This window comes from Streptomyces sp. NPDC048172, assembly GCF_043202595.1.
Taxonomy (GTDB): Bacteria; Actinomycetota; Actinomycetes; order Streptomycetales; family Streptomycetaceae; genus Streptomyces.
On sequence record NZ_JBIDAT010000001.1, the window covers coordinates 752,272 to 777,525 of the forward strand.

Below are 25,254 nucleotides of genomic sequence, written 5' to 3' on the forward strand. Positions count from 1 at the left end.
GTCTCGCCATGTGCGGGGTCCATCCGTTAAAGTGATATCACTTTGCTAGGGCCGTGATAGACGGCCGGTGACCACAGCGAAACGGGGGACCGCTCATGTCCATGAACGACGAGACGCCGGGCACACCGGGAATGCCGGAGATGCCGACGCCCGAGGTGCGCGAGGTGACGGCGCACAGCATCCCGGGAGGGCTCGCGCTCCTCCTCGGCCTGGTCGGCTTCCTGATCGGCGTCGGCGCGGTCGTCGGCGGCGGGGCGCTCGCCTCGGGCGGCTCGGGCGGCGTCGGCGCGGTCCTCATCGTGCTGGGCGTGCTGCTGCTGATCGGCTCGGTCTTCGCGATGTCGGGGCTGAACATGGTGGCGCCGGGCGAGGCCCGCGTCGTCCAGCTCTTCGGCCGCTACACGGGCACGATCCGCACCGACGGCCTCCGCTGGGTCAACCCGCTCACCAGCCGCCACAAGATCTCGACCCGCGTCCGCAACCACGAGACCGCCGTCCTCAAGGTCAACGACGCGTACGGCAACCCGATCGAGCTGGCCGCCGTCGTGGTCTGGCAGGTCGAGGACACCGCGCAGGCCACGTTCTCCGTGGACGACTACATCGAGTTCGTCTCCACGCAGACCGAGGCCGCGGTCCGCCACATCGCGATCGAGTACCCGTACGACGCGCACGAGGAGACGGGTCTCTCCCTGCGGGGCAACGCGGAGGAGATCACCGAGAAGCTCGCCGTCGAGCTGACCGCGCGGGTGCAGGCGGCCGGAGTGATGATCATCGAGTCGCGCTTCACGCATCTCGCGTACGCTCCGGAGATCGCCTCTGCCATGCTCCAGCGGCAGCAGGCCGGCGCCGTGGTCGCGGCGCGCAAGCAGATCGTGGAGGGGGCCTGCGGGATGGTCGAGGACGCGCTCGCGCGCATCACCGCGCAGGACTTCGTCGAGCTGGACGAGGAGCGGCGGGCTTCGATGGTGAGCAATCTTCTGGTGGTGCTGTGCGGCGACCGTTCGCCGCAGCCCGTCATGAACACCGGGTCGCTCTACCAGTGACCGAGCCCCCCCGGCGGCCCCAGCGCGGCCAGCGCAAACAGGTGCTGCTCCGGCTCGACCCGGCGGTGCACGACGCGCTGGCGCGCTGGGCGGCGGACGAACTGCGCTCCACGAACGCGCAGATCGACTTCCTCCTGCGCAAGGCCCTGCGCGATGCGGGCCGCCTCCCCAAGGAGGCCCGCCCGCATCCGCCCCGGGGCCGTCCTCCTGCCGAGGAGTGAGGGGCGGCGCCGCTTTGGCCCGCGCGTAGGGAATTTGCGAACGCGCGCAGCGGGCCGTCCGCGTCTCCCTCCGGATCCGTTCCGCGCCATAGCGTCATCGATCGTCGTGGAGGATTCGAGCGCATGGGAGACGATGATGGGAACCGAATCCCCGGTGGTGATGGACCCGGCCGGTCGGGACATCCACGCGGAGGCCGCCCGGATACGGGAGAGCGGGCCGACGGCGCGCGTCGAACTCCCGGGCGGGGTGACCGCCTGGGCGGTCACCGGTCCCGCGCTGCTCAGGGAGTTGCTGACCGACCCGCGTGTCTCGAAGGACCCGCGTCAGCACTGGCCGCGATGGATCAACGGGGAGATCTCCCCGGAGTGGCCGCTCTTCACCTGGGTCGCGGTGCGGAACATGTTCACGGCGTACGGCGGCGACCACAGGCGACTGCGCACCCTGGTCGCCAAGGCGTTCACCGCCCGGCGAACGGCCGCGCTGCGGCCCCGTGTCGAGGAGCTGGTCACGGGGCTGCTCGACGGCGTCGCGGACTCCGGCCGCCGCGGTGACGTGGTGGACCTGCGGGAGGCGTTCTGCTATCCGCTGCCGATCCAGGTGATCACCGATCTGTTCGGGCTCCCCGAGGAGTGGAGCGCGCAGCTGCGGACCCTCGTGGACAGCGTCTTCCACACCTCGGCCGACCCGGAGGAGGCCGCCGCCACCTACGCCGGTTTCCACACGCTCCTCGGCGATCTCGTGCGGCTCAAGCGGGGGAGCCCCGCCGACGACCTCACCAGCGGGCTGATCGCCGCCCGCGACGAGGACGGCACCCGGCTCAGCGAGCAGGAGCTGATCGACACCCTGCTGCTGATGGTCAGCGCGGGCCACGAGACCACCGTGAACCTCCTCGACAACGCCGTCCACGCCCTGCTCACCCGCCCCCGGCAGCTGGAGCACGTACGGGCGGGCCGGGCGGGCTGGGACGACGTGATCGAGGAGACGCTGCGGCACGACGCCCCGGTGGCCAGCGTCCCGCTGCGGTACGCGGTGGCGGACATCGACGTGGGCGGCGCGGGCGAAGGCCACGTGATCCGCGCGGGCGAGGCGATCCTCGCCTCCTACGCCGCGGCCGGGCGGGACCCGGGATGGCACGGCTTCGACGCCGACGTCTTCGACGTGACCCGGGCCGACAAGGAGCACCTGGCCTTCGGCCACGGCGCGCACTTCTGCCTCGGCGCCCCGCTGGCACGCCTTGAGGCGCGTACGGCCCTCCCCGCGCTCTTCGAGCGGTTCCCCGGCCTGGCGCTCGCGGTGCCGCCGGAGGAGCTGGAGCCGGTGGACTCCTTCATCTCCAACGGCCACCGCACGCTCCCCGTACGCCTGGGCTGACGGCCCCTCAGTCCCCGCGCCACCAGGCCCGCAGGCCCGCCCACACCCCGCGTCCGCGCGGGGTGTCCGGCGTGCCGGGCACGTCCGCCGCCCGCGGCGGCCCGCCCCCGCTCTCCCCCGGACGGCGGGCCGCGGGACCGGGGCCGAAGGCGAGGGCGAGCGCGGAGGTGGCGGGGGCGGCGGAGGCCGGGGGGAAGCGCACCGGCAGGGTGGCCAGCGCGCGGTGGAAGGGCCCCGGCCGCCACTGGAGTTCCGCGGCGGGTACGGCCAGTTCCAGGTCGGGCAGCCGGTCCAGGAGCGTCTCGATGGCCACTCCGGCGATCAGCCGGGCCGGGCCCTGCGCGGGGCAGACGTGGGGTCCCGCGCTCCACGCCAGGTGGGCGCGGTTGCCCGCGCGCGTGCCCGCGTGCCGGTCGGCGGCGAGGGCCGGGTCGTTGTTGGCGGCGGCGAAGCTGATGACCAGCGGCGTCCCCTTCGCCAGGACCGTGCCCTCGTACACGGTGTCGTACATCGGGTAGTGCACGCCGTAGTTGGCCATCGGCGGATCGGTCCAGAGGACCTCGTCGAGGGCGTCCTCGACGGGCATGCTGCCGCCCGCCAGGTCGCCCGCGAAGCGGTCGTCGGAGAGCAGCAGCCGCAGGCTGTTGGCGATGAGGTTCTGCTCGGGCTCGGTGCCCGCGCCCATGAGGACGACCAGCGTGTGCAGCAGCTCCTCGTCGCTCAGCCCGGCGGGGTGGGCGATGAGCCAGGACGTCACGTCCGGGCCGGGCCGCGCGCGCTTGAGGGCGACGAGTTCGAGGACGGAGCCGGTGAGCAGCGCGTTCGCCCGCTCGGGGGCGACGCCGTCGAAGATGCCGGACATGCCCTGCACGAGCCTGTCGCCGATCTCCGGCGGGCAGCCGAACATCTGGTTGAAGACGAGCAGCGGCAGGACCCGCGCGTACTGGCCGAGCAGATCGGCCCGTCCGGCCGGTGCGAAACGGTCGATGAGCATCTCCGCGGCGCGCTCGACGTACCCCCGCAGCGCGTCCGCCTCGACCCGCGCGAGGCTGTCGGTGATCGCCTCGCGCAGCCTGCGGTGCTCCTCGCCGTGGGTGAACAGGGCGTTCGGCCGGAAGGCCATCATCGGGAGGACCGGGGAGTCCGGGGGGACCGTGCCGTTCGCGAAGTCGGCCCACAGCCGGGCGTCCTTGGAGAACGTCTCCGGGCTGCGCAGCACGTGCAGGGCCGCCTCGTAGCCGACGACGAGCCGGGCGCGTACGCCGGGGGTGAGCTCGACGGGCGCGAGGGGCCCCGCGGCGCGCAGCCGTTCGTACGTGGCAGTGGGGTCGGCGGCGAACTCGGGGGAGTACAGCGACGCCGCGGGCGCTCCCGCGGGTGCTCCCGCGTGCGCGGGGCAGCCAGGCGGCGGCGCCGTACCGGGGGCCGGGGCGCCGTGTGCGGGGGGAGAGGTCACGCTTGCTCCAGGGGACGGGGTTCTGCTCTGCGGGACTGGAGGTGCTCGACGAGCGAGATCAGCGCGTGCGTGGAGGAGACGCGGTCGCGCGCGTCGCAGCGGACGAGCGGGGTGCCGGGCAGCAGGTCGAGCGCCTCGCGCACCTCTTCGAGCGCGAAGGCGGGCGCGCCCTCGAACTGGTTGACCGCCACGGCGTACGGCAGGTCCATCTCCTCCAGGACCCCCATCACCTCGAAGGAGCTGCCGAGGCTGCGGGTGTCGGCGAGGACGAGCGCGCCGAGCGCGCCGCGGGTCATGTCCCGCCACAGCTGGGTGAAGCGCTGCTGTCCCGGCGTGCCGAAGAGATAGAGGACGAGCGTGTCGCTGAGCGTGAGCCGCCCGAAGTCCATGGCGACCGTGGTGGTGGTCTTGCCCCGCGCCCCGGCCAGGTCGTCGACGACGGCGCCCGCCTGCGTCATGACCTCCTCGGTGTGCAGCGGCCGGATCTCGGACAGCGTGCGGACGTACGTGGTCTTGCCGACGGCGAAGTGGCCGACCACCAGCAGCTTCGCGGCGGTCCGCACCGTACGTCGCAGATGGAGGCCGGAGCCGTCAGAGGAGGGCGCGGAGCCCATCGAGCACCTCCTGGAGGATGCGGATGTCGGATGGCTGGGCGGCCGGGACCGGCGCGCGGGTGACGAGGTGGCCGCTGTCCATCAGATCGGCGACCAGCACCTTGGTGACGCTGACGGGCAGCGCGAGATGACCGGCCACCTCGGCGACCGAGAGCGCCCCGGGCCGGCACAGCTCCATCACCCCGCGCTTCTCCGGGGCCAGCCCGGACAGCGGCCGGTCGTCCGTGGCGATCAGCAGCGTGACCAGGTCCAGGGTGTTGCGGGTGGGCTGGGAGCGGCCGTCGGTGAGGACGTACGGGCGTACCAGCCGCTCTCCCCTCCGTTCCCTCGGGGGCGGTGTCACAGGAAGCTGCCGGTGTCCGTCCGGACCGGGCTGGTCAGCTCGCGTCCGAGCCGGTCCACCAGCTTGTGCATGCGGTACGTGACCGCCTCCATGTCCACGTTCTCGGTGGTGGACACCGCCAGGTAGGCGCCCTCGCCCGCGGCCACCAGGAACACGTAGCCGTGCGCGAACTCGATCAGGGTCTGCTGCCAGGGCGTGTCGGCGCTGCCGCAGAACTCGGCGGTGCTGCGGCTGATCGACTGCACGCCGGAGAGCCCGGCGGCGAGCCGCTCGGCGTCGTCCCGGCCGATCTCCGCCGAGTGCGCCCGGAGCATGCCGTCGGCCGAGAGCAGGATCGCGTGCAGTGCCTCCGGCACCCTGAGGACCTCGTCGAGCATCCAACCCAGCTCGTTGGTCGTGGACTCGGTCATTCTTCTGTGGACCTTTCGTGGTCGGGGGAGGCGCGGCCTGCCCGTCCATGGCGGGTGCCGCGCGCGAACGCGCCCATGCGCTGGGCGGTTTCGGCGGCCGTACGGCCCTGCGGCTGCTGGGCCCCGCGGGTGGCGTGCTGCTCGGGGACGCTCGGCGAGGGGACGCTCTGCGAGGGGGCGCTCTGCGCGGGGGTTCTTCGGCGCCGTCTGGGGAGGCCGCCCGCGGTGGTCCCGAGGGCCGCCTCGGTGCCGCCCGCCGGTGCGGGGGCCGGGGGCGCGAGGGGCGTCGGGGGCGTGGGCGGCGCCGGTTCGCCGGTCACGTGGGTGAGCAGGGGCGAGGGGAGGAACAGCACGGCACGTACGCCTCCGTACGGGGACCGGGTGTCGACGGACACCTCGAAGCCGTACCGCGCCGCGAGCACGCCGATCGCCGCGAAGCCGAACTGCGGCGGATCGTCGAGCTGGGTGACGTTCACGGCCTTCTGGCCCGACAGCAGCAGCGCGGCCTGCCGCGTGGCCTGCCGGTCCATGCCGACCCCCGCGTCGTCGATGACGACGCAGGCGCCGTTGTGCACCGCCTGGACGTCGACCTCGACGCCGGTGCTGGGCTGCGAGTGCCGCGCGGCGTTGTCGAGCAGTTCGGCGACGGCGAGGACGACCGGCTCCACCGCGCGGCTCTCCAGGGCGAGGTCGGCCCGGCCGTGGACCCGGACCCGGCGGTAGTCGCGGATGCGCGACTTCGCGCCCCGCACCACATCGGTGAGCGGGGAGGCCGCGCGCTGCCGTCCCGGCCAGGAGCCGCTGAGCACGGCGATGGCCTGGGCACGCCGCCCGAACTGCGCGTTCGTGTGGTCGATCTCCAGCAGGTCCCGCAGGACGTCGGGGTGATCGTGCCGCTCCTGCATGGCGGAGATGGCGACCTGCTGCTCGCTGGCGAGCGCCTGGACGGCGCGCATCGAGGTCTTCAGCGCGGCCTTCGCCGAGCGGTCGGCGCGGGCCTGCGCGTGGGCGACCGCGCCGGTGAAGCGCTCCAGGACGCCTTCGAGACCGGCGGCGAAGTCCGTGCCCGCCAGCCGCTCGTCCCGCAGCCCGGCGCGCTGGACACTCCGGCCCGTGCCGTCGTGCGCCGGGGCGCCCTCCACGGCGGGCAGCCGTACGGCCACCAGGTGCCGGACCTCCGCGTCACGCGCCCGCAGAGCCTCCGTCAGCTCCGCGTTCCGCCGACGCGTCCGCGCGGTGATCCCGTTCTGCCGGACCAGCAGAACAGTGACGGCGAGCAGGCCGGTGGCGAGGCACCACAGCAGCACCGCCTCCGGTATGTCGTAACTCATCGGTGTCCTAGAGGCAGATGTAAACCTACGGGCCGGAGGATGCTAACCGCGGCTCCGTGCCCCGTTCTTCCGCGTGGGCGCAGGGAAGTTTCCGCCATACGCAGCGCCCTGCCGGAGACAAGCGGACCCTGCACTACCCTTCGAGCCCGGAGCGGTCAGGCAGCCGCGCAGAGAGCCGGAAGGGGAGTTCGGTGTCCGCGACGACAGGTACGTACACGGTGGAGACGCTGAGGACCGGCGACGTCGCGCCGCCGGAGCGGGCCCGCTACTGGCACGAGCGCACCGGCGGCTACCAGTCGCGGATGGCGTACGCCTACCCGCACACCGAGGACTTCCGCGGCCGGACGGTCTGCCAGCGCACGAGCACGTACCAGATCGTCCGCTACTGGTCGGACCGGATCGAGTACGCCCGTACGGCACGGCAGATCCGCGCCGACCCCGACGAGGACTACCGCTTCCTGGTGCCGCTCGGCGGCAGCATGCTCCTGCGCCAGGACGGCCAGGAGACCTCCCTCGCCCCCGGCAGCGGCGCCCTGATCACCTTCAGCGCGCCCTTCGAGTGCCGCCAGGCCGCGAACACGGGCGCCCTCCTGCTCACCGTCCCCGCCCGCGAGATCGACGGCCCGCTCAGCCGCCGGTCCCCGCTCGCGACCGTCCCCGACCTCACCACCGGCCTCGGGCGCGTCATCAGCAGCATGCTGGGCACCCTCTACTCCGAGCGCGACAACCTCACAGCCGGGCACTTCGACGCGGTCACCGACCGCATCGTCGAGATGCTGTGCATGCTCGCCACCGGCGACGACCGCCCCGACGCCTCCGGCCACCTGGCCGGGGTCGAGAAGCACGTACGCCGGTACGTGCGCGAACACGCCGCCGATCCCGGCCTCACCGGCGGCACGGTGGCCCGCAGGCTGGGCTGGTCCCTGCGCCAGGTCCAGCTCGCCCTCCAGCGCGCGGGCACCACGCCCCGCGAACTCATCCGCGAGGAGCGTCTCCGCCTGGTCCGCGACCGCCTGCGCTCCGCCGGGTGCGACCACCTCACCATCGCCGACCTCGCCCACGCCTCCGGCTTCTCCTCCGCCAGCGCCCTCAGCACGGCCTTCCGGCAGCGCTACGGGGTGAGCCCGCGCGAAATGCGCCACGGCGGCTGAGGCGGGACCGGGACGGCCGGTCCACTCGGCTCTACGCGGCTACCTGCACCGGCAGCCGGCTCAGCGTCGTGCGCAGCGCGGTGGCGAACGCGGTGAACTCGTCCTCCCGCGCGGACCCGGTCCGCATCGCGAGGCCGACCCGGCGCGAGGGCGCCGGATCGGCGAAGTACGCCGTACGGAGCGAGCCGTTACGGCTGGTCTCCACGCGGACAGCGGTACGCGGCAGGAGCGTGACGCCCATGCCGCCCGCCACGAGCTGGACCAGTGTCGAGAGCCCCGCCGCGCTCGTCGAGACCTGGGCGCCCTCCGTGTGCCCGGCCTCGCGGCAGATGTCCAGCGCCTGGTCCCGCAGGCAGTGCCCCTCGTCCAGGAGCAGCAGGTCCAGCTCGGGCAGCAGCGCGCGCGGCACGTCGCGGCGGCCCGCTTGCGGGTGGTCCTCGGGTGTGACCAGCACGAAGTCCTCGTCGAAGAGCGGGACTTCCCGTACGCCGGGCGCCTCCAGCGGCATCGCGAGCAGCAGCAGGTCCAGCCGCCCCTGGCCGAGCCCGTCGAGCAGCGAGGACGTCTGCTCCTCGTGGACCTGCAGGTCCAGCGCGGGGTAGCGCTTCTGGACGAGCCCGAGCACGGCGGGCAGCAGATACGGCGCCACGGTCGGGATCACGCCCAGCCGCAGCACCCCGGTGAACGGGGCCCGCGCGGCCTCGGCCTCCTCCAGCAGGTCGCCGACGGCGTGCAGCACGGCCCGCGCCCGTACGGCCATGCGTTCGCCGGCGGGGGAGAGGAGTACCTTTCGGGTGGTCCTCTCCAGCAGCCGGACACCCAGCGTCTCCTCCAGCGCGGCCACCGCGCCCGAGAGCGCGGGCTGGCTCATCCCGATCGCGCTCGCGGCCTCGCGGAAGTGCAGGTGCTCCGCGACGGCGGAGAACGCCCGCAACTGGGACAGAGTGGGCTTCACCACTGGCTCGCTTTCATAAGGGCTTCCGATCAACCCCACCCACCTTAGCTATTTCCGCGATCAATGCCGCCTGTGGTTAGGTGGTCGGGTCCAACCCGTTGAAATGCCCCGCTAGTTTGGCGTATAGGGCATTTCGCCCTGCAAGGAGTGCGCGTTGCTCACTGTCGGTGACAAGTTCCCCGAGTTCGATCTGACTGCCTGTGTCTCGCTGGAGAAGGGCAAGGAGTTCGAGCAGATCAACCACAAGACCTACGAGGGCAAGTGGAAGATCGTCTTCGCCTGGCCGAAGGACTTCACCTTCGTCTGCCCGACGGAGATCGCCGCCTTCGGCAAGCTGAACGACGAGTTCGCCGACCGTGACGCGCAGATCCTCGGCTTCTCCGGTGACAGCGAGTTCGTGCACCACGCCTGGCGCAAGGACCACCCGGACCTGACCGACCTGCCCTTCCCGATGCTCGCCGACTCGCGCCACGAGCTCATGCGTGACCTCGGCATCGAGGGCGAGGACGGCTTCGCGCAGCGCGCCGTCTTCATCGTGGACCAGAACAACGAGATCCAGTTCACGATGGTGACCGCCGGTTCCGTCGGCCGTAACCCGAAGGAGGTCCTCCGGGTCCTCGACGCGCTGCAGACCGACGAGCTGTGCCCCTGCAACTGGACCCAGGGCGAGGACACCCTCGACCCGGTCAAGCTGCTGGCCGGTGAGTGATCACCCATGGCGCTCGATGACCTGAAGCAGGCCCTTCCGGAGTACGCGAAGGACCTCAAGCTCAACCTCGGTTCCGTCATAGGCAACTCGGAGCTGCCCAAGCAGCAGCTCTGGGGCACGGTGCTCGCCTGCGCCATCGCCTCCCGCTCCGGCATCGCGCTGCGCGCGCTGGAGCCCGAGGCGAAGGAGAACCTGAGCGACGAGGCGTACACCGCCGCGAAGTCCGCCGCCGCCGTCATGGCGATGAACAACGTCTTCTACCGCACCCGGCACCTGCTGTCGGACCCGGAGTACGGCACGCTCCGTGCCGGGCTGCGGATGAACGTCATCGGCAACCCCGGTGTCGAGAAGACCGACTTCGAGCTGTGGTCCCTCGCGGTCTCCGCGATCAACGGCTGCGGCCAGTGCCTCGACTCCCACGAGCAGGTGCTGCGCAAGGCCGGGGTCGACCGCGAGACGATCCAGGAGGCGTTCAAGATCGCCTCCGTCGTCCAGGCGGTCGGCACCACCCTGGAGGCAGAGGCCCAGCTCGCCTCCTGAGCCCCTCCTCCGCACAGCCGCGAACGGCCCGTGCTCGACGCTCCCCGCGTCGGGTGCGGGCCGTTCCGTTTCCTGAGTTGCGCGAAGTGCGCAAGAAAGATCCCGTCCAAGTGCTTGTTCTGAGCAGGTACGCGCCTCATGATGGGCGCACCGCTCGGAGGAGGTCATCGTGGATCTTCAACTGCTCGCCGCACTCGTCCTCGGGATAGCCACGATCGTCGTGATCGTGCTGCGCACCCGCCTGGACGCGTTCTTCGCCCTGCTCGTCGCCGCCCTGGTCACCGGCTTCGTCGCGGGCGAACCCGCGACGAAGGTCATCGACGCGATCACGACCGGCTTCGGCAGCACCCTCGGCTCGATCGGCATCGTGATCGGCCTCGGCGTCGGGCTCGGCAAGATCCTGGAGGTCTCCGGCGCCGCCGACGCGCTGGCCAAGGCGTTCGTGAAGGCGCTCGGCAAGGGCCGCGAGCCGTGGGCGATGGGCGGCACCGGAGCGGTCGTCTCGATCCCGGTCTTCTGCGACTCGGGTTACGTGATCATGAATCCGCTGGCCCGCTCCATCGCCCGCCGCAAGCGCGCCGGTTACGTCACCCTCGCGCTGGCCCTCGGCTGCGGCATGACCCTCACCCACCACCTCGTCCCGCCGACCCCCGGCCCGCTGGGCGTCGCGGGCATCCTCGGCGCCGACCTGGGCGGCCTCGTGCTCGCGGGGCTGGTGTTCTCGCTGCTGCTGCTCCCCGTCGTCGTGCTCTACGCCCGCTGGATGGGGCCCAGGCTGGAGGACCAGCTCCTCCCCGAGGTGCGCGAGGCCGTCTACGGGAAGGAGCAGGGACTGGGGCAGGAGCAGGAGGGCGAGGAGCGCGACCCCGCCGCCGCGCTCGGCCCGCCGCCGGAGGGCGCCAAGCCGCACCGCATGTCGGCGTGGACGGCCTTCCTCCCGCTCCTCGTCCCGCTGGCGCTCATCGTCGCCAACACCGTGGCCACCGCGCTCGACCAGAACGCGCAGAACGCGGTCGGCGACGAGAAGAAGTACGACCCCTCGCCCGTCGCCGAGGCCCTCGCCTTCGTCGGCAACCCCGTCGTCGCGCTGCTGATCGGCCTCGTCCTCGCCGTCTATGTGCTGCTGCCGCGCTGGACGACCCGTACGCAGGTCGGCGGCTGGCTCTCGGAGGCCGCGGCCTCGGCCGGACTGATCATCCTCATCACCGGCGCGGGCGGCGCGCTCGGCGAGGTGCTGCGCGCCTCCGGCGTCGGCGACGAGATGGCGGAGACCATCGCCTCGTGGAGCCTGCCGGGCGTGCTCGTCCCGTTCCTGATCGCGTCGCTCGTACGGCTCGCGCAGGGCTCCGGCACCGTCGCGATGATCACCGCGGCGTCGGTCTCCGCGCCGCTCGTCTCCGGGCTCGGCATCTCCCCGCTCCTCGCGGCCCTCGCCTGCTGCGCGGGCTCGATGGTCTTCAGCTACTTCAACGACTCCTACTTCTGGGTCGTGACCCGCTTCACCGGTCTCGACGGCGTCGCGGCCCTCAAGGGCTGGTCCGGCATCACGACCGCCGTCTGGCTGGGCTCGCTGCCGCTGCTCCTGGTCGGGAGCGCGGTCCTGTGAGCGCCGGGGGAGGGCGGGGCCACGGCGTGCTCGTCGTCGCCGACGACCTGACCGGCGCGAACGCGACCGCCGCCGCCTTCGCCCGTACGGGCCTGCGGGCCGTCACGCTCGGCGCCGATCAGCCGGCCGCCGCGGCGGCCGAGTTCGCGGACCGCTTCGACGTGGTGGTCGTCAGCACGGACACCCGGCACAGCCCGCCGGAGCACGCGGCCGCCCGTATGCGGGACCTCGTACGGGCGGCCGGGCCGCGGGCGCTGTTCAGCAACCGCGTCGACTCCACCCTGCGCGGCAACCTCGGCGCGACGACCGCCGCCGCGCTGGCCGCCGTACGGGAGGCGACCGGGCGCCGAGCCGTCGCGCTCTGCGCCCCCGCGCACCCGGACGCGGGGCGGCTGACCGTACAGGGGTGCCAACTCCTCGACGGCGTACGGCTGGAGGAGACCGAGCTCGCCCGCGACCCCCGCTCGCCCCTGCCCACCTCCGACGTCGCGACCCTGCTGCGGCGCCAGGCCGCGCTGCGCACCGCGCACCTCCCGCTGGCCGCCGTCACCGGCACCGACGGCGGCGATCCGCGCGACCTCGTGGCCCGCGCGCTCGCGGACGGCGCCGAGGTCCTGATCGCCGACGCCCTCACCCCCGAGCACCTGGACCGCGCCGCGACGGCGGCCGTACGGGGAGGGGGCGAGGACCTCGTCTGGGTCGGCGTCGACCCGGGCCCCGGCTCCGTCGCGCTCGCCCGCGCCCTCGGACTCACCCGGCACACGGCCGGGGCGCCCGTGCTGGCCGTCTCCGGCTCCGCGACCCGGCTCACCCGCCTCCAGCTCGCCCGGCTGCGCGCCGAGTTCCCGGTCACGGTCGTACGGATGCCCGCCGCGCACGCGTCCGCGTCCGCCGCCGGTGAGGTGGAAGGCGCCCTCGACGCGGCCCTGTCGGCGGCGGGTCCGGACGACATCGTCCTGCTCGCCACCGTCCTCGACGACGCGGACGTCGTCGACCGCATCGGCCCCGAGGACGCCGAACGCCTCCCCGGCGTGCTCGCCCGCACCGTGCGCCGGGCGCTCGAACGGCACACGGTCGACGGGCTCTTCGCCACCGGCGGCGACGTCGCCGCCGCGCTCTTCGCCGGGCTCTCGGCGCGCGGCCTGGACGTCGAGGAGGAGCTGGTGCCGCTGGCCGTCGCGGGCACGTTCGTAGGAGGACCATGGGCAGGGCTGCCCGTGGTCACCAAGGGCGGGCTCGTCGGGGACGCGGGGACGACCGTCGCCTGCGTCGCCCACCTGAGACGTGCAGCGGCGGCGGCCCGCCGGCACGTCCGCGCGGCGGCGGGAACGGCAGACATCGAAGCGCGTCACAGCACGTCGAGTTCGCAGGAGGAAGCGTCATGAACCGTCCCGTCCTCGCCCTCACCCTCGGCGACCCCGTGGGCATCGGGCCCGAGATCACCGCGCGTACGCTCGCCCAGGTCGCGGGCGCGGAAGGGCACCACGGGATCGCCGTCGGCGATGCGGAGGCCCTGCGCCGCGGCGCCCGCGCCGCCGGGGCGGACGTGGAGGTGCGCGAAGTGAGCGACTTCTCCGCCGCGCCCGCCGGGCCCGGCGTCATCGACGTGTACGACACGGGGGTGCTCGGCACGGACGTGCCGGAGTGGGGAGCGGTCGACGCGCGCGCCGGACGCGCCGCCGTCACCGCGATCGAGGTCGCCACCCGCGCGGCCCTCGACGGCGCCGTCAGCGGCATCGTCACGGGCCCGATCAACAAGGAGGCGGTCTGGCAGACTGGCTCGGAGCACCTCGGGCACACCGAGATGCTGGGGGAGCTGACCGGAGTGACGCGCCAGGACACCATGTTCGTGGTGCGCGGCAGCGCGGCGCGGGACCACCACCTGCGCATCTTCTTCACCACGAGGCACGTGTCGCTGCGCAAGGCCCTCGACCAGATCACCGAGGAGCGCGTGGGGCACTCGATCCGGGAGGCGGTCACCGCGCTGCGCGTCTTCGGCACCGAGCGCCCGCGACTCGCCGTCGCCGCGATCAACCCGCACGGCGGGGAGAACGGCGCCTTCGGCGACGAGGAGATCGTCCACCTCGCCCCGGCGGTGGAGGCCGCGCGCGCCGAGGGACTCGACGTCACCGGCCCCGTCCCCGCCGACTCCGTCTTCCACCAGGGCCTCACCGGCCGTTACGACGGTGTGCTCTCGCACTTCCACGACCAGGGCCACATCCCGGCCAAGACCTACGACTTCGACGGCACCGTCTCGGTGACGGTCGGCCTCCCGATCCTCCGCACCTCCGTCGACCACGGCACGGCGTTCGACATCGCGGGCACCGGCAGGGCCGACCACGCCACGATGCTCTCCGCCTACCTCGCGGCCGTCGACTACGCCCCGTTCGCCCCGCTGATCCGTGAGACCTATGGCCACTGACGCTGACCCCTCCCGTACGCCCCGCGCCCGCCGGGGCACCCGCGCACGCCACGACGAACTGCTCCGGCTGCTGCGCGAGGGCACCACGCACGTCGACGAACTCGCCGCCGCGCTCGACGTCTCGCCGTCCACGGTCCGCCGCGACCTCGGACGGCTCACCGAGGACCGCAAGGTCGCGCGTACGTACGGCGGGGCCGTGGTCCCCGAGGCATTCCAGGAACGGCCGGTCGCCGAGAGCGCGCTCGTACGGCCCGCCGCGAAGGCCGCCATCGCGGCGACGGCCGCACCTCTCGTGCCCCGCTCCGGCGCGGTCTTCATCGACGCGGGCACGACATGCGCGGCGCTAGCCCGGCGGCTCGCGGAGGGCGGCCACGAGGGGCTCGTCGTCACCCGGGGCCTGGAGACGGCGGCGCTGCTCGCCGACGCGCCCGGCATCGACGTGGTGATGCTCGGCGGGAGCGTACGCCCACTGAGCCACGGGCTCGTGGGGCCGCTGACCGATCTTGCGCTGGAGCGGCTCTCGTTCGCGGCGGCGTTCCTCGGGGCCGACGTGGTCGACCCCGCGCTGGGTGTGGGCGAGCCCACGCTGGAGGAGACGGCCGTCAAGGAACGCGTCGCCGCCCGTGCCGCCCACGTCTTCGTCCTGGCCGACGCCACGAAGCTCACGCCTGAGGCCCCGCCGGCCCCTTCCTGGGCCCGTCCCTCCCACGCCTGGACCCTCATCACCGACCAAGAAGCCCCACCCACGCTCCCCGCCCGCTGCGCGCATTCCGGAGTCACCCTGCTCCAGCCCTCGACCTGACGGCTCGGTTCCAACACATCGGGGCTTGCCCGATCAGGGGTGCGGGCCTGTGTTCGTTTTGCGGCTCCGCCGCGGGGCGCTCCGGGCCCAAGACTTCGGGGCTTGCCCCTTCTCCCTCAGGGGCGCGGGCCTGTGTTTGTTGTGCGGCTCCGCCGCGGGGCGCGACCGGTTCAAGACTCTTGGGCTTGCCCGATTAGGGGCGCGGGGAACTGCGCGCCAAGCCACGACGCGGGCGCGCCCCGCGAACCACAGCCCGGGGCACCCCGAACCCGGCTCTTGTACGCGGGGCACCCGGCGCAGGGGGCTGCGCTTGCCAACCCTGCGCCTTGCGCAGACTTCCCAAGCTTCGCGGGAGGGAGAAGCGCAGGCCTGGCGAGCGCAGTGGGGCGGGGGGAGAAGCGCAGGCTTCCCAAGCTTCGTGGGGTGGAGGGAGAAGCAGGGGTCTGCCTCGTCGGGGGTGCGGGGTGGGAGAGGGGGACCCTCTTTTGGTTGGGCCCTGCCGGGGAAAGGTGGGGGGCGCACCTAGAATTCGGGCATGACGGCGCACTGGTCACCCGGCACCCACATCCTGTGGCGCTACCGAGCCAACGGCAGCCCGCACCCGCACATCTGCCGCCCTGTCACCGTGGTCAGGGACGACGAAGAGCTGCTCGCGGTCTGGCTGGCCCCCGGCACGCTCTGCGTCAAGCCCGAACTCGCCGACGGCACGCCCGTCCACCGCGAGCCCCTGGCCACCCGCTACACCAAACCACGCAGAACGACGCTCTCGCCCTGGTTCGGCACCGGCGTGCTCAAGCTGGCGCGGCCGGGCGAGCCCTGGTCGGTGTGGCTGTTCTGGGAGCCGGACTGGGTCTTCAAGAACTACTACGTCAACCTGGAGGAGCCGCTGCGCCGCTGGGCGGGCGGCGTCGACTCAGAGGACCACTTCCTCGACCTGGCCGTCCACCCGGACGGCCACTACGAGTGGCACGACGAGGACGAGTTCGCCGAGGCCCAGCGCGCGGGACTGATGAGCGCGGACCAGGCGGCGCGCGTACGCGAGGCGGGGCGTGAGGCCGTCGCCGCGATCCGGGCATGGGGCGCGCCCTTCGCCGACGGCTGGGAGAAGTGGCGCCCGGACCCCTCCTGGCCCGTGCCGGAGCTCCCCGCGGACTGGGACCGGAGGGGGCGCACAGGGGGATCGTTCAACACGTGCCTGCACCGACCTCCCAATGCCCCTTGATAGGCCCCCATACTGCAAACGTAGGATCAACATCCGTAAGCGTATGGCCACGACAACTTCCCTCGCCCCCCGAGGACTTGGCAGACGGTCAGAACGGTCAGAGAGGAGCCCACTCGTGAGCGGCAGCGACGGGCACGGGGCGTACCACGGGGCCTACGGGTCCTTCGACCGGGCCAGCATCGACAGGTCGGGCCAGGCCGAGGCGTTCGACGCCATCGGCGACCGGTACGACGAGGCGTTCCCGCACAAGGAGGGGCAGATCGCCGCCGGGCAGTGGCTCGCCGACCTGCTCCCGCCCGGCTCCCGGGTGCTGGACGTGGGCTGCGGCACAGGACTGCCCACGGCACGCCAACTGACGGACGCGGGGCACCGGGTGACCGGCATCGATGTGTCACCTGCGATGCTGAAGCTGTGCCACGACAACGTTCCGGAAGGCGAGTTCCTCCGCGTCGACATGGCGGACCTGGAGTCCTCGGACCTCGTCCCCTTCGACGGGGCTGTCGCCTTCTTCTCCCTGCTGATGCTGCCGCGCGTGGAGATTCCCTTCGCGCTGCGGATGCTGCACGAGCAGATCCGGGACGACGGCCCGCTGGTGATCGCCATGGTGGAGGCGGACGTGGACGACTTCTCCATTCCGTTCCTGGGCAACACGATCCGGGTATCCGGCTATCTGCGAGACGATTTGCGGCGGATCGTGAGCGAGGCGGGCTTCGAGATCGCGAGCGAGGACGCCTACGCGTACGCTCCGGCGAGTACCGACGTACCCCCCGAGATCCAGCTCTTCCTGCACTGCCGACGACGCCCATGACCGCGAGCCCCCGAGCCCGCTAGCCCGCTAGACCGCGAGCACCCAGCGCTGGGCGTGCGCCGACGCGCAGCCCCGGATGGATGGAAACCGAACGCGTGACGGAGCACGAGAAGCCTGCGGCGAGCGCCACCGAGCCGACGCCGCCCCCGCCTGCGGGCAACTCCCGGTGCGGCCAGGGGAACCCGGCGGGCGCGAGCCCTGCCGGGTCCGGCGGCCCGGCGGGTCCGCTGGGCCATGACGCCGTGAGCCGCCCCCGGCCGGAGGCGCCGGAGGAGCACGCGCCGCAGCAGGCCGCGCAACCGTCCCCCGCGCCCGCGGCCGCGTCCGCCACGTCCTCCGGCTCCGTGTCGGCCTCCGTCCCCCTCCCGGCGGAGGGCGCGGGGCAGCAGGAGCCCAGCGAGGGCGAGCGCGCCGAGCGCGAGCGGCGTGGCGGCGACCGGCTCCGCTTCGTGGGCGCCGCGACCCGCCGCATCGCACGCGGCGTCGACCTCGACGAGACGGTGCTCGGCCTGTGCCGGGCGAGCGTGCCCGCGTACGCGGACGCGATCCTCGTCTATCTGCGCGACCCGCTGCCCGTCGGCGACGAGCGGCCCACGGGCCCCGTCGTGCTGCGGCTGCGGCGCAGCGACCGTATCCCCGAGTACCCGCAGTTCACGCAGACCCAGCCGCAGATCCCCGAGGCCAGGACGACGGGGCAGGACGACCCCGCCGCCGGTGCGCTGGGTGCCGTCCCGATGCTGCCGCTGCTCGGCGCGGGGAGCGCGGGCCAGGACGCCGGGCGCGCGGTCGCGGGCGCGGCGGGCGGCCAGGGGCAGTCGGGCCCCGCCGCCTCGGAGCTCGCGGAGGTGCGGCCCGGCGGTCCCCTCGCCGAGGTGCTGCGCGGCGTCCGTCCCGTCTTCGCCGACTCGCCCTCGGCCAGTGCGGCGCTGCCCGAACTCCTCGGCCCGGGGCGGGACGTGCCGGGCGGGCACCGCGCGGTCCTCGCGCCCCTGCGCGGGCGCCGAAGAGTGATCGGTGCCGCCGTCTTCCTGCGGCGCCCCGACCGCCCGGCGTTCGAGCCGGACGACCTCCTGATCGCCGCCCAGCTCGCCACGCACACCGCGCTCGGCGTGGACAAGGCGGTGCTGTACGGGCGTGAGGCGTACATCGCCGACGAGCTGCAGCGCACGATGCTCCCCGACGAGCTCCCGCAGCCCACCGGCGTCCAGCTCGCCAGCCGCTATCTGCCCGCGGCCGAGACCGCGCGCGTCGGCGGCGACTGGTACGACGCGATCCCGCTGCCCGGCTCCCGCGTGGCCCTCGTCGTCGGCGACGTGATGGGCCACTCCATGACCTCCGCCGCGATCATGGGCCAGCTCCGCACCACCGCGCAGACGCTGGCCGGACTCGACCTGCCGCCGCAGGAGGTCCTGCACCATCTCGACGAGCAGGCCCAGCGCCTCGGCAGCGACCGCATGGCCACCTGCCTCTACGCGGTCTACGACCCCGTCGCCCACCGCATCGTCGTCGCGAACGCGGGCCACCCGCCGCCCGTGATGCTCCACCGCGGCGGCCGCGCCGAGGTCCTCCGTATACCGGCGGGCGCCCCGATCGGCGTCGGCGGCGTCGACTTCGAGGCCGTCGAGCTGGACGCCCCGGCGGGGGCCACCCTCCTCCTCTACACCGACGGCCTGGTCGAGTCCCGGCAGCGCGACGTCTGGACGGGCATCGAGCACCTGCGCGAGCGCCTCGCCGCCACGGCCCGCCTCACCCGCCCCGGCGCGGCGGCACCGCTCGAACCCCTCTGCGACGAGGTCCTGGACATCCTCGGCCCCGGCGACCGCGACGACGACATCGCCCTGCTCGCGGCCCGCTTCGACGGCATCGCGCCCAGCGACGTCGCGTACTGGTTCCTCGACCCGCGCGCCCAGACCGCCGGACAGGCCCGCCGCCTGGCGCGCCGCGCGCTGGCCCGCTGGGACCTGGAGGAGCTGACCGAGCCCGTCGAGCTCCTCGTCAGCGAGATCGTCACCAACGCCGTCCGCTACGCCGAACGCCCCATCACCCTCCGCCTGCTGCGCACCGACACCCTCCGCTGCGAGGTCGGCGACGACGTCCCCCAGCTCCCGCGCCTGCGCCAGGCCCGCGCCACGGACGAGGGAGGCCGCGGCCTCTACCTCGTCAACCGCCTCGCCCGCCGCTGGGGCGCCACGCGCCTCTCGACGGGCAAGGTGGTCTGGTTCGAACTGGCCCTCCCATGAAATCGGTTACGGCCGCGTCATCCGCAGCACGTCCAGGGCCTCGTCGAGCTGTTCGAGGCTGAGGTCGCCGCGCTCCACGTACCCGCCCTCCAGTACGACGGCGCGGATCGTCTTGCGCTCGGCGAGGGCCTTCTTGGCCACGGCCGCGGCGTTCTCGTAGCCGATGTACTTGTTGAGCGGGGTGACGACGGAGGGGGACGACTCGGCGTACTCCCTGGCCCGTTCGGCGTTGGCGGTGGTGCCGTCGACCGTGCGGTCGGCGAGGAGGCGGGAGGCGTTGGCGAGGAGCCGGACCGACTCCAGCAGGTTCTTCGCCATGACCGGGAGCATCACGTTCAGCTCGAAGTTGCCGGCGGCTCCGGCGGCGGCCACGGTCGCGTCGTTCCCGGTGACCTGGGCCGCGACCATCAGCACGGCCTCGGGGATCACCGGATTGACCTTGCCCGGCATGATGCTGGAGCCCGGCTGGAGGTCGGGCAGGGCGATCTCGGCGAGTCCGGTGCGGGGGCCTGAGGCCATCCACCGCAGATCGTTCGCGATCTTCGTCAGTCCGGTGCCGATGGTCCGGAGCTGGCCGCTGGTCTCCACGAGCGCGTCCCGCGCGCCCTGCGCCTCGAAGTGGTTACGGGCCTCGGTCAGCGGTAGTCCGGTCGTCCGGGCCACCTCCGCGATCACGGCGGCGGAGAAGCCGTGCGGAGTGTTGATGCCGGTCCCGACGGCCGTACCGCCGAGGGGGAGCTCGGCGAGGCGGGGGAGCGAGGCGGAGAGCCTCTCCACCCCGTACCGCACCTGGGCCGCGTATCCCCCGAACTCCTGGCCCAGCGTCACCGGTGTCGCGTCCATCAGGTGCGTACGCCCCGACTTCACGACCTCCGCGAACTCCTCCGCCTTGCGCTCCAGCGCGGCGGCGAGGTGCTCCAGCGCCGGGATCAGATCGCCGGTCACGGCGGCGGTGGCGGCGATGTGGATCGACGACGGGAAGACGTCGTTGGACGACTGCGAGGCGTTGACGTGGTCGTTCGGATGAACGTCCGCGTGAGCGTCCGCCCCCAGGCGCTCGGTGGCGAGAGTCGCCACGACCTCGTTCATGTTCATGTTCGACGAGGTCCCGGAGCCGGTCTGGAAGACGTCGACGGGGAAGTGCTCGTCCCACCTCCCGGCGGCCACCTCCTCGGCCGCCTCCCGCACGGCCTCGGCCATGCCCTTGTCGACCACCCCCAGCTCCCCGTTCACCACCGCGGCCGCGGCCTTGATCCGCGCCAGCGCCTCGATGTGCGCCCGCTCCAGCCGCTGCCCGCTCACAGGAAAGTTCTCCACGGCCCGCTGCGTCTGCGCCCGCCACTTGGCGTGCGCCGGGACCCGCACCTCCCCCATCGAGTCGTGCTCGATCCGATACGCGGTGTTGCTCTCGCTGGTGTCGCTGTTCTCCGTCATGTCTCGGCACACCTCCATAACGCTCAGCGTCGCGCACCCGACCGGCATTCCCCAGCATCCGCCCTTCGTCCGTACGGGAAGGTGGGTGCTCAGGTCTCGGAGACCAGTACGTGTGCGGCCGTTCCGAGGGGGAGCTCGGCGTTGCCGACGCGTACGCCGTCCGGGGACGGGGTGACGTGGACGAGGGCGCCGGGGTGGATTCCGGCGTGGCGGAGGGTGCGGAGGAGGCGGGGGTCGGTCTGGAGGGGTTCGTCGATGCGGCGTACGACCGCGCTCGTGCCGGGGGTCAGGGTGCTGAGGGGGACCAGTTCGTCCGGGGGCGGGCCGGGGCCGGGGCCCTCGCCCAGTTCCTCCAGGCCCGGGATCGGGTTGCCGTACGGGGATTCGGTGGGGTGGTCGAGGAGTTGGAGGAGGCGGCGTTCGACGGCCTCGCTCATTACGTGCTCCCAGCGGCACGCCTCCGCGTGCACCTGCTCCCACTCCAGGCCGATCACGTCGACCAGCAGGCATTCCGCGAGGCGGTGCTTGCGCATCACGCGGGTCGCCAGGAGACGTCCGCCGGGCGTCAGTTCGAGGTGGCGGTCGTCGGCTACGCGCAGCAGGCCGTCCCGTTCCATGCGGGCGACGGTCTGGCTCACCGTGGGGCCGCTCTGGCGCAGGCGTTCGGCGATGCGGGCGCGCATCGGGACCACGCCCTCCTCCTCCAGCTCCAGGACGGTGCGGAGGTACATCTCCGTGGCGTCGATGAGGTGGGTCATGGGGTCGCGGGGGTCTCGGCGGTGGTGGTCAGTACCGCGCGGCCGAGTATGTGGCCGGCCATGGTGAAGCCGAGGACGGCGGGGGTGGCGTCGGCCGGGATGCCGAGGGACTCGGTGTCGAGGGCGTGGACCACGGTCACGTAGCGGTGCGGGCCGTGTCCGGCGGGCGGGGCCGCGCCCAGGTAGCGGGGCGCGCGGGCGTCGTTGGGGAGTTGGAACGCGCCCTCGGGGAGGCCCGAGCCGGTGTCGTCGCCCGCGCCCTCCGGCAGCGAGGTGACGGTGGCGGGGATGTCGGTGACGGCCCAGTGCCAGAAGCCGGAGCCGGTGGGCGCGTCGGGGTCGTAGACCGTCACGGCGTAGCTCCTGGTGCCCTCCGGGGCTCCGCTCCAGGAGAGCTGCGGGGAGACGTCCTTCCCGCCGGGGACGCCGGAGGAGTGCTGCTCGGGCGGCCAGGGGGCGCCGTCGGCGACGGTGGTGCTGGTGACGGTGAAGGAGGCGGCCTGGGGGAGGCGGGCGAAGGGGTCGTTGGCGCTCATCGCGTCGTTCCTTTCAGCGGGTGCCATGGGGGCGGGGGGCTTGTCCGCGCCCCGCCAGTGAATCGACCGTAGCATAGAAAATCGATTATCTTCGCGATCGTCTATGCTGACCCTCATGGCACAGATGCTTTCCGAGCAGGTCCACGCAGAGCTGCGAGAGGCGATCATGCGCGGGCACCACGCCCCCGGTGATCCCCTCAAGCCGCAGGATCTCGCCAAGGAGCGGGGGGTGAGCCTGGCGGTCGTACGCGAGGCGCTCGTACGGCTGGCGGGGGAGGGGCTCGCCGACCGGCTGCCCAACCGGGGCTTCGCCGTCCCGGCCTTCTCCGACCGCCGCTGGCAGGAGATCGCGGAGGCCCGCCGCGCCGTCGAGCCGGTGATGCTGCGCATGTCCGTCGCGCGCGGCGACGTCGACTGGGAGGCCCGCGTGCGCGCCGCGCACCACCGGCTGAGCCGTACGCCGGTGTACGTCGAGGGCGAGGGGGAGTTCTACAGCGCCGCGTGGGCCGAGGCCCACCGGGCCTTCCACCGCACGCTGCTGGAGGGCTGCGGCAACGCCGTACTGCTGGAGACCTTCGACCGGATGTGGACGGCGAGCGAGCTGGCCCGGCGCTGGTCGGCGCAGCGCGACCCGGGCCGGGACGGCATCCGCGAGCACCGTCTGCTGGAGGAGGCCGCGCTCGCCCGTGACGCCGACGCGGCTGCCGAGGTGCTGGACCGGCACCTCACGCTGACCGCGGAGGCGCTGGCCGACGAGGGCTGAAGAGGCTCAGATCCAGATGCGGGCCGTGAAGAGGCCGAGAGCGGAGGCCGCGGCCTCGCGGAGGACTCGGAGCGGTTCGTCCAGCAGCGCCGCCGGGTCCTCCGCCTCGGGCCAGTCCGCCGCGCGGGCGAGCGCCGTTTCGCGTTCCGGGGCCGTGAAGGCGAGGGCCGCCTCCACGCGGGGGAGCGCGGCGCGGAGTTCGGCGGCGGTGAGCACCGCGTCGCCCAGGCAGCCGGGGAGCGCGGCGGCGCGCTCCGGGCCGAGGGCGTGGAAGAGCGCCGCCACCGGGTTGTCCTTGCGGGCGCTGGAGGTGAAGGGCTCGATGTCGGTGTCGAGCTCGTTCCACCAGTCGATGACGTCCAGCGCGCCGAGCGAGTCGAGCGCGTCGAGGGGTGAGCCGTTCACCATGTCGAGGAGGCGCAGGGCCTCATCGGTGTTGTAGCCGTCCTCCCGCCATACGGGCACGGCTCCGCCGCCCGGCGCGGCGTCGCGTTCCCAGCGGCGCCAGGCCGCCGCCAGCACGGGGCTCGCGGCGGCGTGCCGGATCGCCGGGACGGTGTCCGGGGCGAGGCGGGCGATGTCCGCGCCGGACATCGCCCCCACGACCCACAGACCCGAGGAACTCACGAGAAGAGGCTCACGAGAAGAGGTTCACGAGAAGGGGATCAGTTCCCCGCTCGTACGGGGATCGACGTCACGAAGGTCTGCTCCGGGGACGGGTCCGCGAAGAAGTCGTTGCCCTTGTCGTCCACGACGATGAACGCGGGGAAGTCCTCGACCTCGATGCGCCAGACGGCCTCCATGCCCAGCTCCTCGTACTCCAGGACCTCCACCTTCTTGATGCAGTCCTGCGCGAGGCGCGCGGCCGGGCCGCCGATGGAGCCGAGGTAGAAGCCGCCGTGCGCGGCGCACGCGTCGGTGACCTGCTTGCTGCGGTTGCCCTTGGCGAGCATGACCTTGGAGCCGCCCGCGGCCTGGAACTGCTCGACGTAGGCGTCCATACGGCCCGCCGTCGTCGGGCCGAAGGAGCCGGAGGCGTAGCCCTCGGGGGTCTTGGCCGGGCCCGCGTAGTAGACGGGGTGGTCCTTGAGGTACTGGGGGATCTCCTCGCCCGCGTCCAGCCGTTCCTTGATCTTGGCGTGGGCGATGTCGCGCGCGACGACGAGCGTGCCGGTGAGCGAGAGGCGGGTCTTGACCGGGTGCTTGCCCAGCTCGGCGAGGATCTCGTCCATGGGACGGGCCAGGTCCACCCTCACCGCGTCCAGGTCGGCCCCGGCGCCCTCGGTGAGCTGGGACTCCGTCGTCTCCGGGAGGAAGCGCGCCGGGTCGGTCTCCAGCTGCTCCAGGAAGACGCCCTCGGCGGTGATCTTCGCCTTGGCCTGCCGGTCGGCCGAGCAGGAGACCGCGATGGCGACGGGGCAGGAGGCGCCGTGCCGCGGGAGGCGCACCACGCGCACGTCGTGGCAGAAGTACTTGCCGCCGAACTGCGCGCCGATGCCGATCTTCTGCGTCAGCTCGAAGACCTTCTCCTCCAGCTCGGTGTCCCGGAAGCCGTGGCCGGTGGGGGAGCCCTCGGTCGGCAGCTCGTCGAGGTAGTGCGCGGAGGCGTACTTCGCGGTCTTGAGGGCGTACTCGGCGCTCGTACCGCCGACGACGATCGCGAGGTGGTACGGCGGGCACGCGGCGGTGCCCAGCGAACGGATCTTCTGCTCCAGGAACTTCATCATCGAGCCCTCGTTGAGGACCGCCTTCGTCTCCTGGTAGAGGAAGGACTTGTTGGCGCTGCCGCCGCCCTTGGCCATGAAGAGGAACTTGTACGCGTCGCCGTCCGTGGCGTACAGCTCGATCTGCGCCGGGAGGTTGGAGCCGGTGTTCTTCTCGTCCCACATCGTCAGCGGGGCCATCTGCGAATAGCGCAGGTTCAGTTCGGTGTACGCGTCGAAGATGCCGCGCGAGAGGGCCTCCTCGTCGCCGCCCGCCGTCAGCACCTGCTGGCCGCGCTTGCCCATGACGATCGCCGTGCCGGTGTCCTGGCACATCGGGAGGACGCCCGCCGCCGCGATGTTGGCGTTCTTGAGCAGATCGAGGGCGACGAAGCGGTCGTTGGCGCTGGCCTCCGGGTCGTCGAGGATGCGGCGGAGCTGCGCGAGGTGCTCGGGCCGCAGGTAGTGCTGGATGTCGTGGACCGCCTCTTCCGCCAGCTTGCGCAGCGCCTCGGGCTCGACCTTCAGGAACGTCCGCCCGTCCGCCTCGAAGGTGCTCACGCCCTCCGCGGTGACGAGGCGGTACGGGGTGGGGTCCCCGTCCGTGGGGAGGAGGTCCGTGTAGGCGAACTCCGGCTGCGGCTTACCGGACTTGCCGGGCGTACCAGGCGTACCGGACGTACCAGGCGTACCAGTCATGGGGGGTGCTTCTTCCTCTCGCTACGGCTCTCGACGGTGGGAGCGCGTCTCACAGCGTAGAACGCCGGGGGACCGGGGAGCTGTGGGGGTAGTCGCGATCTATCGCGTTTGGGTAC

At 72.9% G+C, this 25,254-nt stretch carries 25 protein-coding genes; 14 read left to right on the top strand and 11 right to left on the bottom strand.

The window, feature by feature from the left end; all coding sequences use genetic code 11:
* The first annotated feature begins 95 nt into the window (after positions 1 to 95).
* The 3 genes from ACGF3A_RS03430 to ACGF3A_RS03440 all read left to right on the top strand — a co-directional run bounded on the left by ACGF3A_RS03430 (position 96) and on the right by ACGF3A_RS03440 (position 2,636).
* Positions 96 to 1,043, top strand: coding sequence for an SPFH domain-containing protein (locus ACGF3A_RS03430; RefSeq protein WP_393725290.1), 948 nt, complete (start codon positions 96 to 98; stop codon positions 1,041 to 1,043).
* Positions 1,040 to 1,264 (top strand): hypothetical protein, encoded by a 225-nt coding sequence (locus tag ACGF3A_RS03435; protein WP_393725292.1) that lies wholly within the window; start codon positions 1,040 to 1,042, stop codon positions 1,262 to 1,264. Before ACGF3A_RS03430 ends, ACGF3A_RS03435 begins: the two co-directional genes overlap by 4 nt.
* A 136-nt stretch (positions 1,265 to 1,400) precedes the next feature.
* Positions 1,401 to 2,636, top strand: a complete 1,236-nt coding sequence (locus ACGF3A_RS03440; protein WP_393725294.1) for a cytochrome P450 — start codon at positions 1,401 to 1,403, stop codon at positions 2,634 to 2,636.
* 7 nt (positions 2,637 to 2,643) lie between these two features.
* Here ACGF3A_RS03440 and ACGF3A_RS03445 read toward each other — a convergent pair whose 3' ends face one another.
* Genes ACGF3A_RS03445 through ACGF3A_RS03465 form a run of 5 tightly spaced genes read right to left on the bottom strand, consistent with a single transcriptional unit; the run spans position 2,644 to position 6,790 of the window.
* On the bottom strand, positions 2,644 to 4,092 hold the full coding sequence (locus tag ACGF3A_RS03445; protein ID WP_393725296.1) for a cytochrome P450: 1,449 nt from the start codon (positions 4,090 to 4,092) through the stop codon (positions 2,644 to 2,646).
* On the bottom strand, positions 4,089 to 4,706 hold the full coding sequence (locus ACGF3A_RS03450; protein ID WP_393725298.1) for an ATP/GTP-binding protein: 618 nt from the start codon (positions 4,704 to 4,706) through the stop codon (positions 4,089 to 4,091). The genes ACGF3A_RS03445 and ACGF3A_RS03450 overlap by 4 nt, the downstream gene beginning before the upstream one ends.
* Positions 4,684 to 5,049 carry a DUF742 domain-containing protein gene (locus ACGF3A_RS03455; protein WP_393725300.1) on the bottom strand — a complete coding sequence of 122 codons (366 nt, stop codon included), beginning with the start codon at positions 5,047 to 5,049 and terminating at the stop codon, positions 4,684 to 4,686. The genes ACGF3A_RS03450 and ACGF3A_RS03455 overlap by 23 nt, the downstream gene beginning before the upstream one ends.
* Complete coding sequence (locus ACGF3A_RS03460; protein ID WP_393725302.1) at positions 5,046 to 5,459, bottom strand: roadblock/LC7 domain-containing protein; 414 nt, start codon at positions 5,457 to 5,459, stop codon at positions 5,046 to 5,048. The genes ACGF3A_RS03455 and ACGF3A_RS03460 overlap by 4 nt, the downstream gene beginning before the upstream one ends.
* The gene (locus ACGF3A_RS03465; RefSeq protein WP_393725304.1) at positions 5,456 to 6,790 is read right to left on the bottom strand and encodes an ATP-binding protein; all 1,335 of its coding nucleotides are present in this window, start codon (positions 6,788 to 6,790) and stop codon (positions 5,456 to 5,458) included. Before ACGF3A_RS03465 ends, ACGF3A_RS03460 begins: the two co-directional genes overlap by 4 nt.
* A 191-nt stretch (positions 6,791 to 6,981) precedes the next feature.
* Here ACGF3A_RS03465 and ACGF3A_RS03470 point away from each other — a divergent pair, with 191 nt between their 5' ends.
* Complete coding sequence (locus ACGF3A_RS03470; RefSeq protein ID WP_393725306.1) at positions 6,982 to 7,941, top strand: helix-turn-helix domain-containing protein; 960 nt, start codon at positions 6,982 to 6,984, stop codon at positions 7,939 to 7,941.
* A gap of 31 nt (positions 7,942 to 7,972) precedes the next feature.
* Here ACGF3A_RS03470 and ACGF3A_RS03475 read toward each other — a convergent pair whose 3' ends face one another.
* On the bottom strand, positions 7,973 to 8,896 hold the full coding sequence (locus ACGF3A_RS03475) for a LysR substrate-binding domain-containing protein (RefSeq protein ID WP_393725308.1): 924 nt from the start codon (positions 8,894 to 8,896) through the stop codon (positions 7,973 to 7,975).
* A gap of 154 nt (positions 8,897 to 9,050) precedes the next feature.
* On the opposite strand from ACGF3A_RS03475, the gene ACGF3A_RS03480 reads away from it, so the two are divergent.
* The 9 genes from ACGF3A_RS03480 to ACGF3A_RS03520 all read left to right on the top strand — a co-directional run bounded on the left by ACGF3A_RS03480 (position 9,051) and on the right by ACGF3A_RS03520 (position 19,245).
* Entirely contained in the window at positions 9,051 to 9,605 is a 555-nt protein-coding gene (locus ACGF3A_RS03480; RefSeq protein WP_393725310.1) for a peroxiredoxin, read from the top strand.
* 6 nt (positions 9,606 to 9,611) lie between these two features.
* Positions 9,612 to 10,145, top strand: coding sequence for an alkyl hydroperoxide reductase (locus ACGF3A_RS03485; protein WP_393725312.1), 534 nt, complete (start codon positions 9,612 to 9,614; stop codon positions 10,143 to 10,145).
* Between the two features lie 169 nt (positions 10,146 to 10,314).
* Entirely contained in the window at positions 10,315 to 11,751 is a 1,437-nt protein-coding gene (locus ACGF3A_RS03490; protein WP_393725313.1) for a GntP family permease, read from the top strand.
* Complete coding sequence (locus ACGF3A_RS03495; RefSeq protein WP_393725315.1) at positions 11,748 to 13,136, top strand: four-carbon acid sugar kinase family protein; 1,389 nt, start codon at positions 11,748 to 11,750, stop codon at positions 13,134 to 13,136. Before ACGF3A_RS03490 ends, ACGF3A_RS03495 begins: the two co-directional genes overlap by 4 nt.
* Entirely contained in the window at positions 13,133 to 14,173 is a 1,041-nt protein-coding gene (gene pdxA / locus ACGF3A_RS03500) for a 4-hydroxythreonine-4-phosphate dehydrogenase PdxA (RefSeq protein WP_393725317.1), read from the top strand. Before ACGF3A_RS03495 ends, pdxA begins: the two co-directional genes overlap by 4 nt.
* Complete coding sequence (locus ACGF3A_RS03505) at positions 14,163 to 14,975, top strand: DeoR/GlpR family DNA-binding transcription regulator (RefSeq protein ID WP_393725319.1); 813 nt, start codon at positions 14,163 to 14,165, stop codon at positions 14,973 to 14,975. The genes pdxA and ACGF3A_RS03505 overlap by 11 nt, the downstream gene beginning before the upstream one ends.
* Positions 14,976 to 15,510: 535 nt before the next feature.
* Positions 15,511 to 16,197 (top strand): DUF402 domain-containing protein, encoded by a 687-nt coding sequence (locus tag ACGF3A_RS03510; protein ID WP_393725321.1) that lies wholly within the window; start codon positions 15,511 to 15,513, stop codon positions 16,195 to 16,197.
* 115 nt (positions 16,198 to 16,312) lie between these two features.
* Positions 16,313 to 17,005 (top strand): class I SAM-dependent methyltransferase, encoded by a 693-nt coding sequence (locus ACGF3A_RS03515; protein ID WP_393725323.1) that lies wholly within the window; start codon positions 16,313 to 16,315, stop codon positions 17,003 to 17,005.
* A gap of 80 nt (positions 17,006 to 17,085) precedes the next feature.
* Positions 17,086 to 19,245, top strand: coding sequence for a SpoIIE family protein phosphatase (locus ACGF3A_RS03520; RefSeq protein ID WP_393725325.1), 2,160 nt, complete (start codon positions 17,086 to 17,088; stop codon positions 19,243 to 19,245).
* A 6-nt stretch (positions 19,246 to 19,251) separates the two neighbouring features.
* Here the strand turns inward: ACGF3A_RS03520 and ACGF3A_RS03525 are convergent, their stop codons facing one another.
* From ACGF3A_RS03525 to ACGF3A_RS03535, 3 genes are all read right to left on the bottom strand, one after another.
* Positions 19,252 to 20,679 (bottom strand): class II fumarate hydratase, encoded by a 1,428-nt coding sequence (locus ACGF3A_RS03525; protein ID WP_393725327.1) that lies wholly within the window; start codon positions 20,677 to 20,679, stop codon positions 19,252 to 19,254.
* Positions 20,680 to 20,768: 89 nt separating this feature from the next.
* Positions 20,769 to 21,437: a metal-dependent transcriptional regulator gene (locus ACGF3A_RS03530; protein ID WP_393725329.1), complete on the bottom strand. Its 669-nt coding sequence runs from the start codon at positions 21,435 to 21,437 to the stop codon at positions 20,769 to 20,771.
* On the bottom strand, positions 21,434 to 21,973 hold the full coding sequence (locus tag ACGF3A_RS03535; protein ID WP_393725331.1) for a YbhB/YbcL family Raf kinase inhibitor-like protein: 540 nt from the start codon (positions 21,971 to 21,973) through the stop codon (positions 21,434 to 21,436). The genes ACGF3A_RS03530 and ACGF3A_RS03535 overlap by 4 nt, the downstream gene beginning before the upstream one ends.
* Positions 21,974 to 22,097: 124 nt before the next feature.
* On the opposite strand from ACGF3A_RS03535, the gene ACGF3A_RS03540 reads away from it, so the two are divergent.
* The gene (locus tag ACGF3A_RS03540) at positions 22,098 to 22,736 is read left to right on the top strand and encodes a GntR family transcriptional regulator (RefSeq protein ID WP_393727121.1); all 639 of its coding nucleotides are present in this window, start codon (positions 22,098 to 22,100) and stop codon (positions 22,734 to 22,736) included.
* A gap of 6 nt (positions 22,737 to 22,742) precedes the next feature.
* Here the strand turns inward: ACGF3A_RS03540 and ACGF3A_RS03545 are convergent, their stop codons facing one another.
* Positions 22,743 to 23,363 carry a hypothetical protein gene (locus tag ACGF3A_RS03545; protein WP_393725333.1) on the bottom strand — a complete coding sequence of 207 codons (621 nt, stop codon included), beginning with the start codon at positions 23,361 to 23,363 and terminating at the stop codon, positions 22,743 to 22,745.
* Between the two features lie 38 nt (positions 23,364 to 23,401).
* Positions 23,402 to 25,138 carry a fumarate hydratase gene (locus ACGF3A_RS03550; protein ID WP_393725335.1) on the bottom strand — a complete coding sequence of 579 codons (1,737 nt, stop codon included), beginning with the start codon at positions 25,136 to 25,138 and terminating at the stop codon, positions 23,402 to 23,404.
* Positions 25,139 to 25,254 lie beyond the last annotated feature (116 nt).

Coding starts and splice junctions, on each gene's coding strand:
- ACGF3A_RS03430 (WP_393725290.1), top strand. CDS start 96: ATGTCCATGAACGACGAGACGCCGGGCACACCGGGAATGCCGGAGATG.
- ACGF3A_RS03440 (WP_393725294.1), top strand. CDS start 1,401: ATGGGAACCGAATCCCCGGTGGTGATGGACCCGGCCGGTCGGGACATC.
- ACGF3A_RS03450 (WP_393725298.1), bottom strand. CDS start 4,706: ATGGGCTCCGCGCCCTCCTCTGACGGCTCCGGCCTCCATCTGCGACGT.
- ACGF3A_RS03460 (WP_393725302.1), bottom strand. CDS start 5,459: ATGACCGAGTCCACGACCAACGAGCTGGGTTGGATGCTCGACGAGGTC.
- ACGF3A_RS03465 (WP_393725304.1), bottom strand. CDS start 6,790: ATGAGTTACGACATACCGGAGGCGGTGCTGCTGTGGTGCCTCGCCACC.
- ACGF3A_RS03485 (WP_393725312.1), top strand. CDS start 9,612: ATGGCGCTCGATGACCTGAAGCAGGCCCTTCCGGAGTACGCGAAGGAC.
- pdxA (WP_393725317.1), top strand. CDS start 13,133: ATGAACCGTCCCGTCCTCGCCCTCACCCTCGGCGACCCCGTGGGCATC.
- ACGF3A_RS03505 (WP_393725319.1), top strand. CDS start 14,163: ATGGCCACTGACGCTGACCCCTCCCGTACGCCCCGCGCCCGCCGGGGC.
- ACGF3A_RS03510 (WP_393725321.1), top strand. CDS start 15,511: ATGACGGCGCACTGGTCACCCGGCACCCACATCCTGTGGCGCTACCGA.
- ACGF3A_RS03520 (WP_393725325.1), top strand. CDS start 17,086: ATGGAAACCGAACGCGTGACGGAGCACGAGAAGCCTGCGGCGAGCGCC.
- ACGF3A_RS03525 (WP_393725327.1), bottom strand. CDS start 20,679: ATGACGGAGAACAGCGACACCAGCGAGAGCAACACCGCGTATCGGATC.
- ACGF3A_RS03530 (WP_393725329.1), bottom strand. CDS start 21,437: ATGACCCACCTCATCGACGCCACGGAGATGTACCTCCGCACCGTCCTG.
- ACGF3A_RS03535 (WP_393725331.1), bottom strand. CDS start 21,973: ATGAGCGCCAACGACCCCTTCGCCCGCCTCCCCCAGGCCGCCTCCTTC.
- ACGF3A_RS03540 (WP_393727121.1), top strand. CDS start 22,098: ATGCTTTCCGAGCAGGTCCACGCAGAGCTGCGAGAGGCGATCATGCGC.
- ACGF3A_RS03550 (WP_393725335.1), bottom strand. CDS start 25,138: ATGACTGGTACGCCTGGTACGTCCGGTACGCCTGGTACGCCCGGCAAG.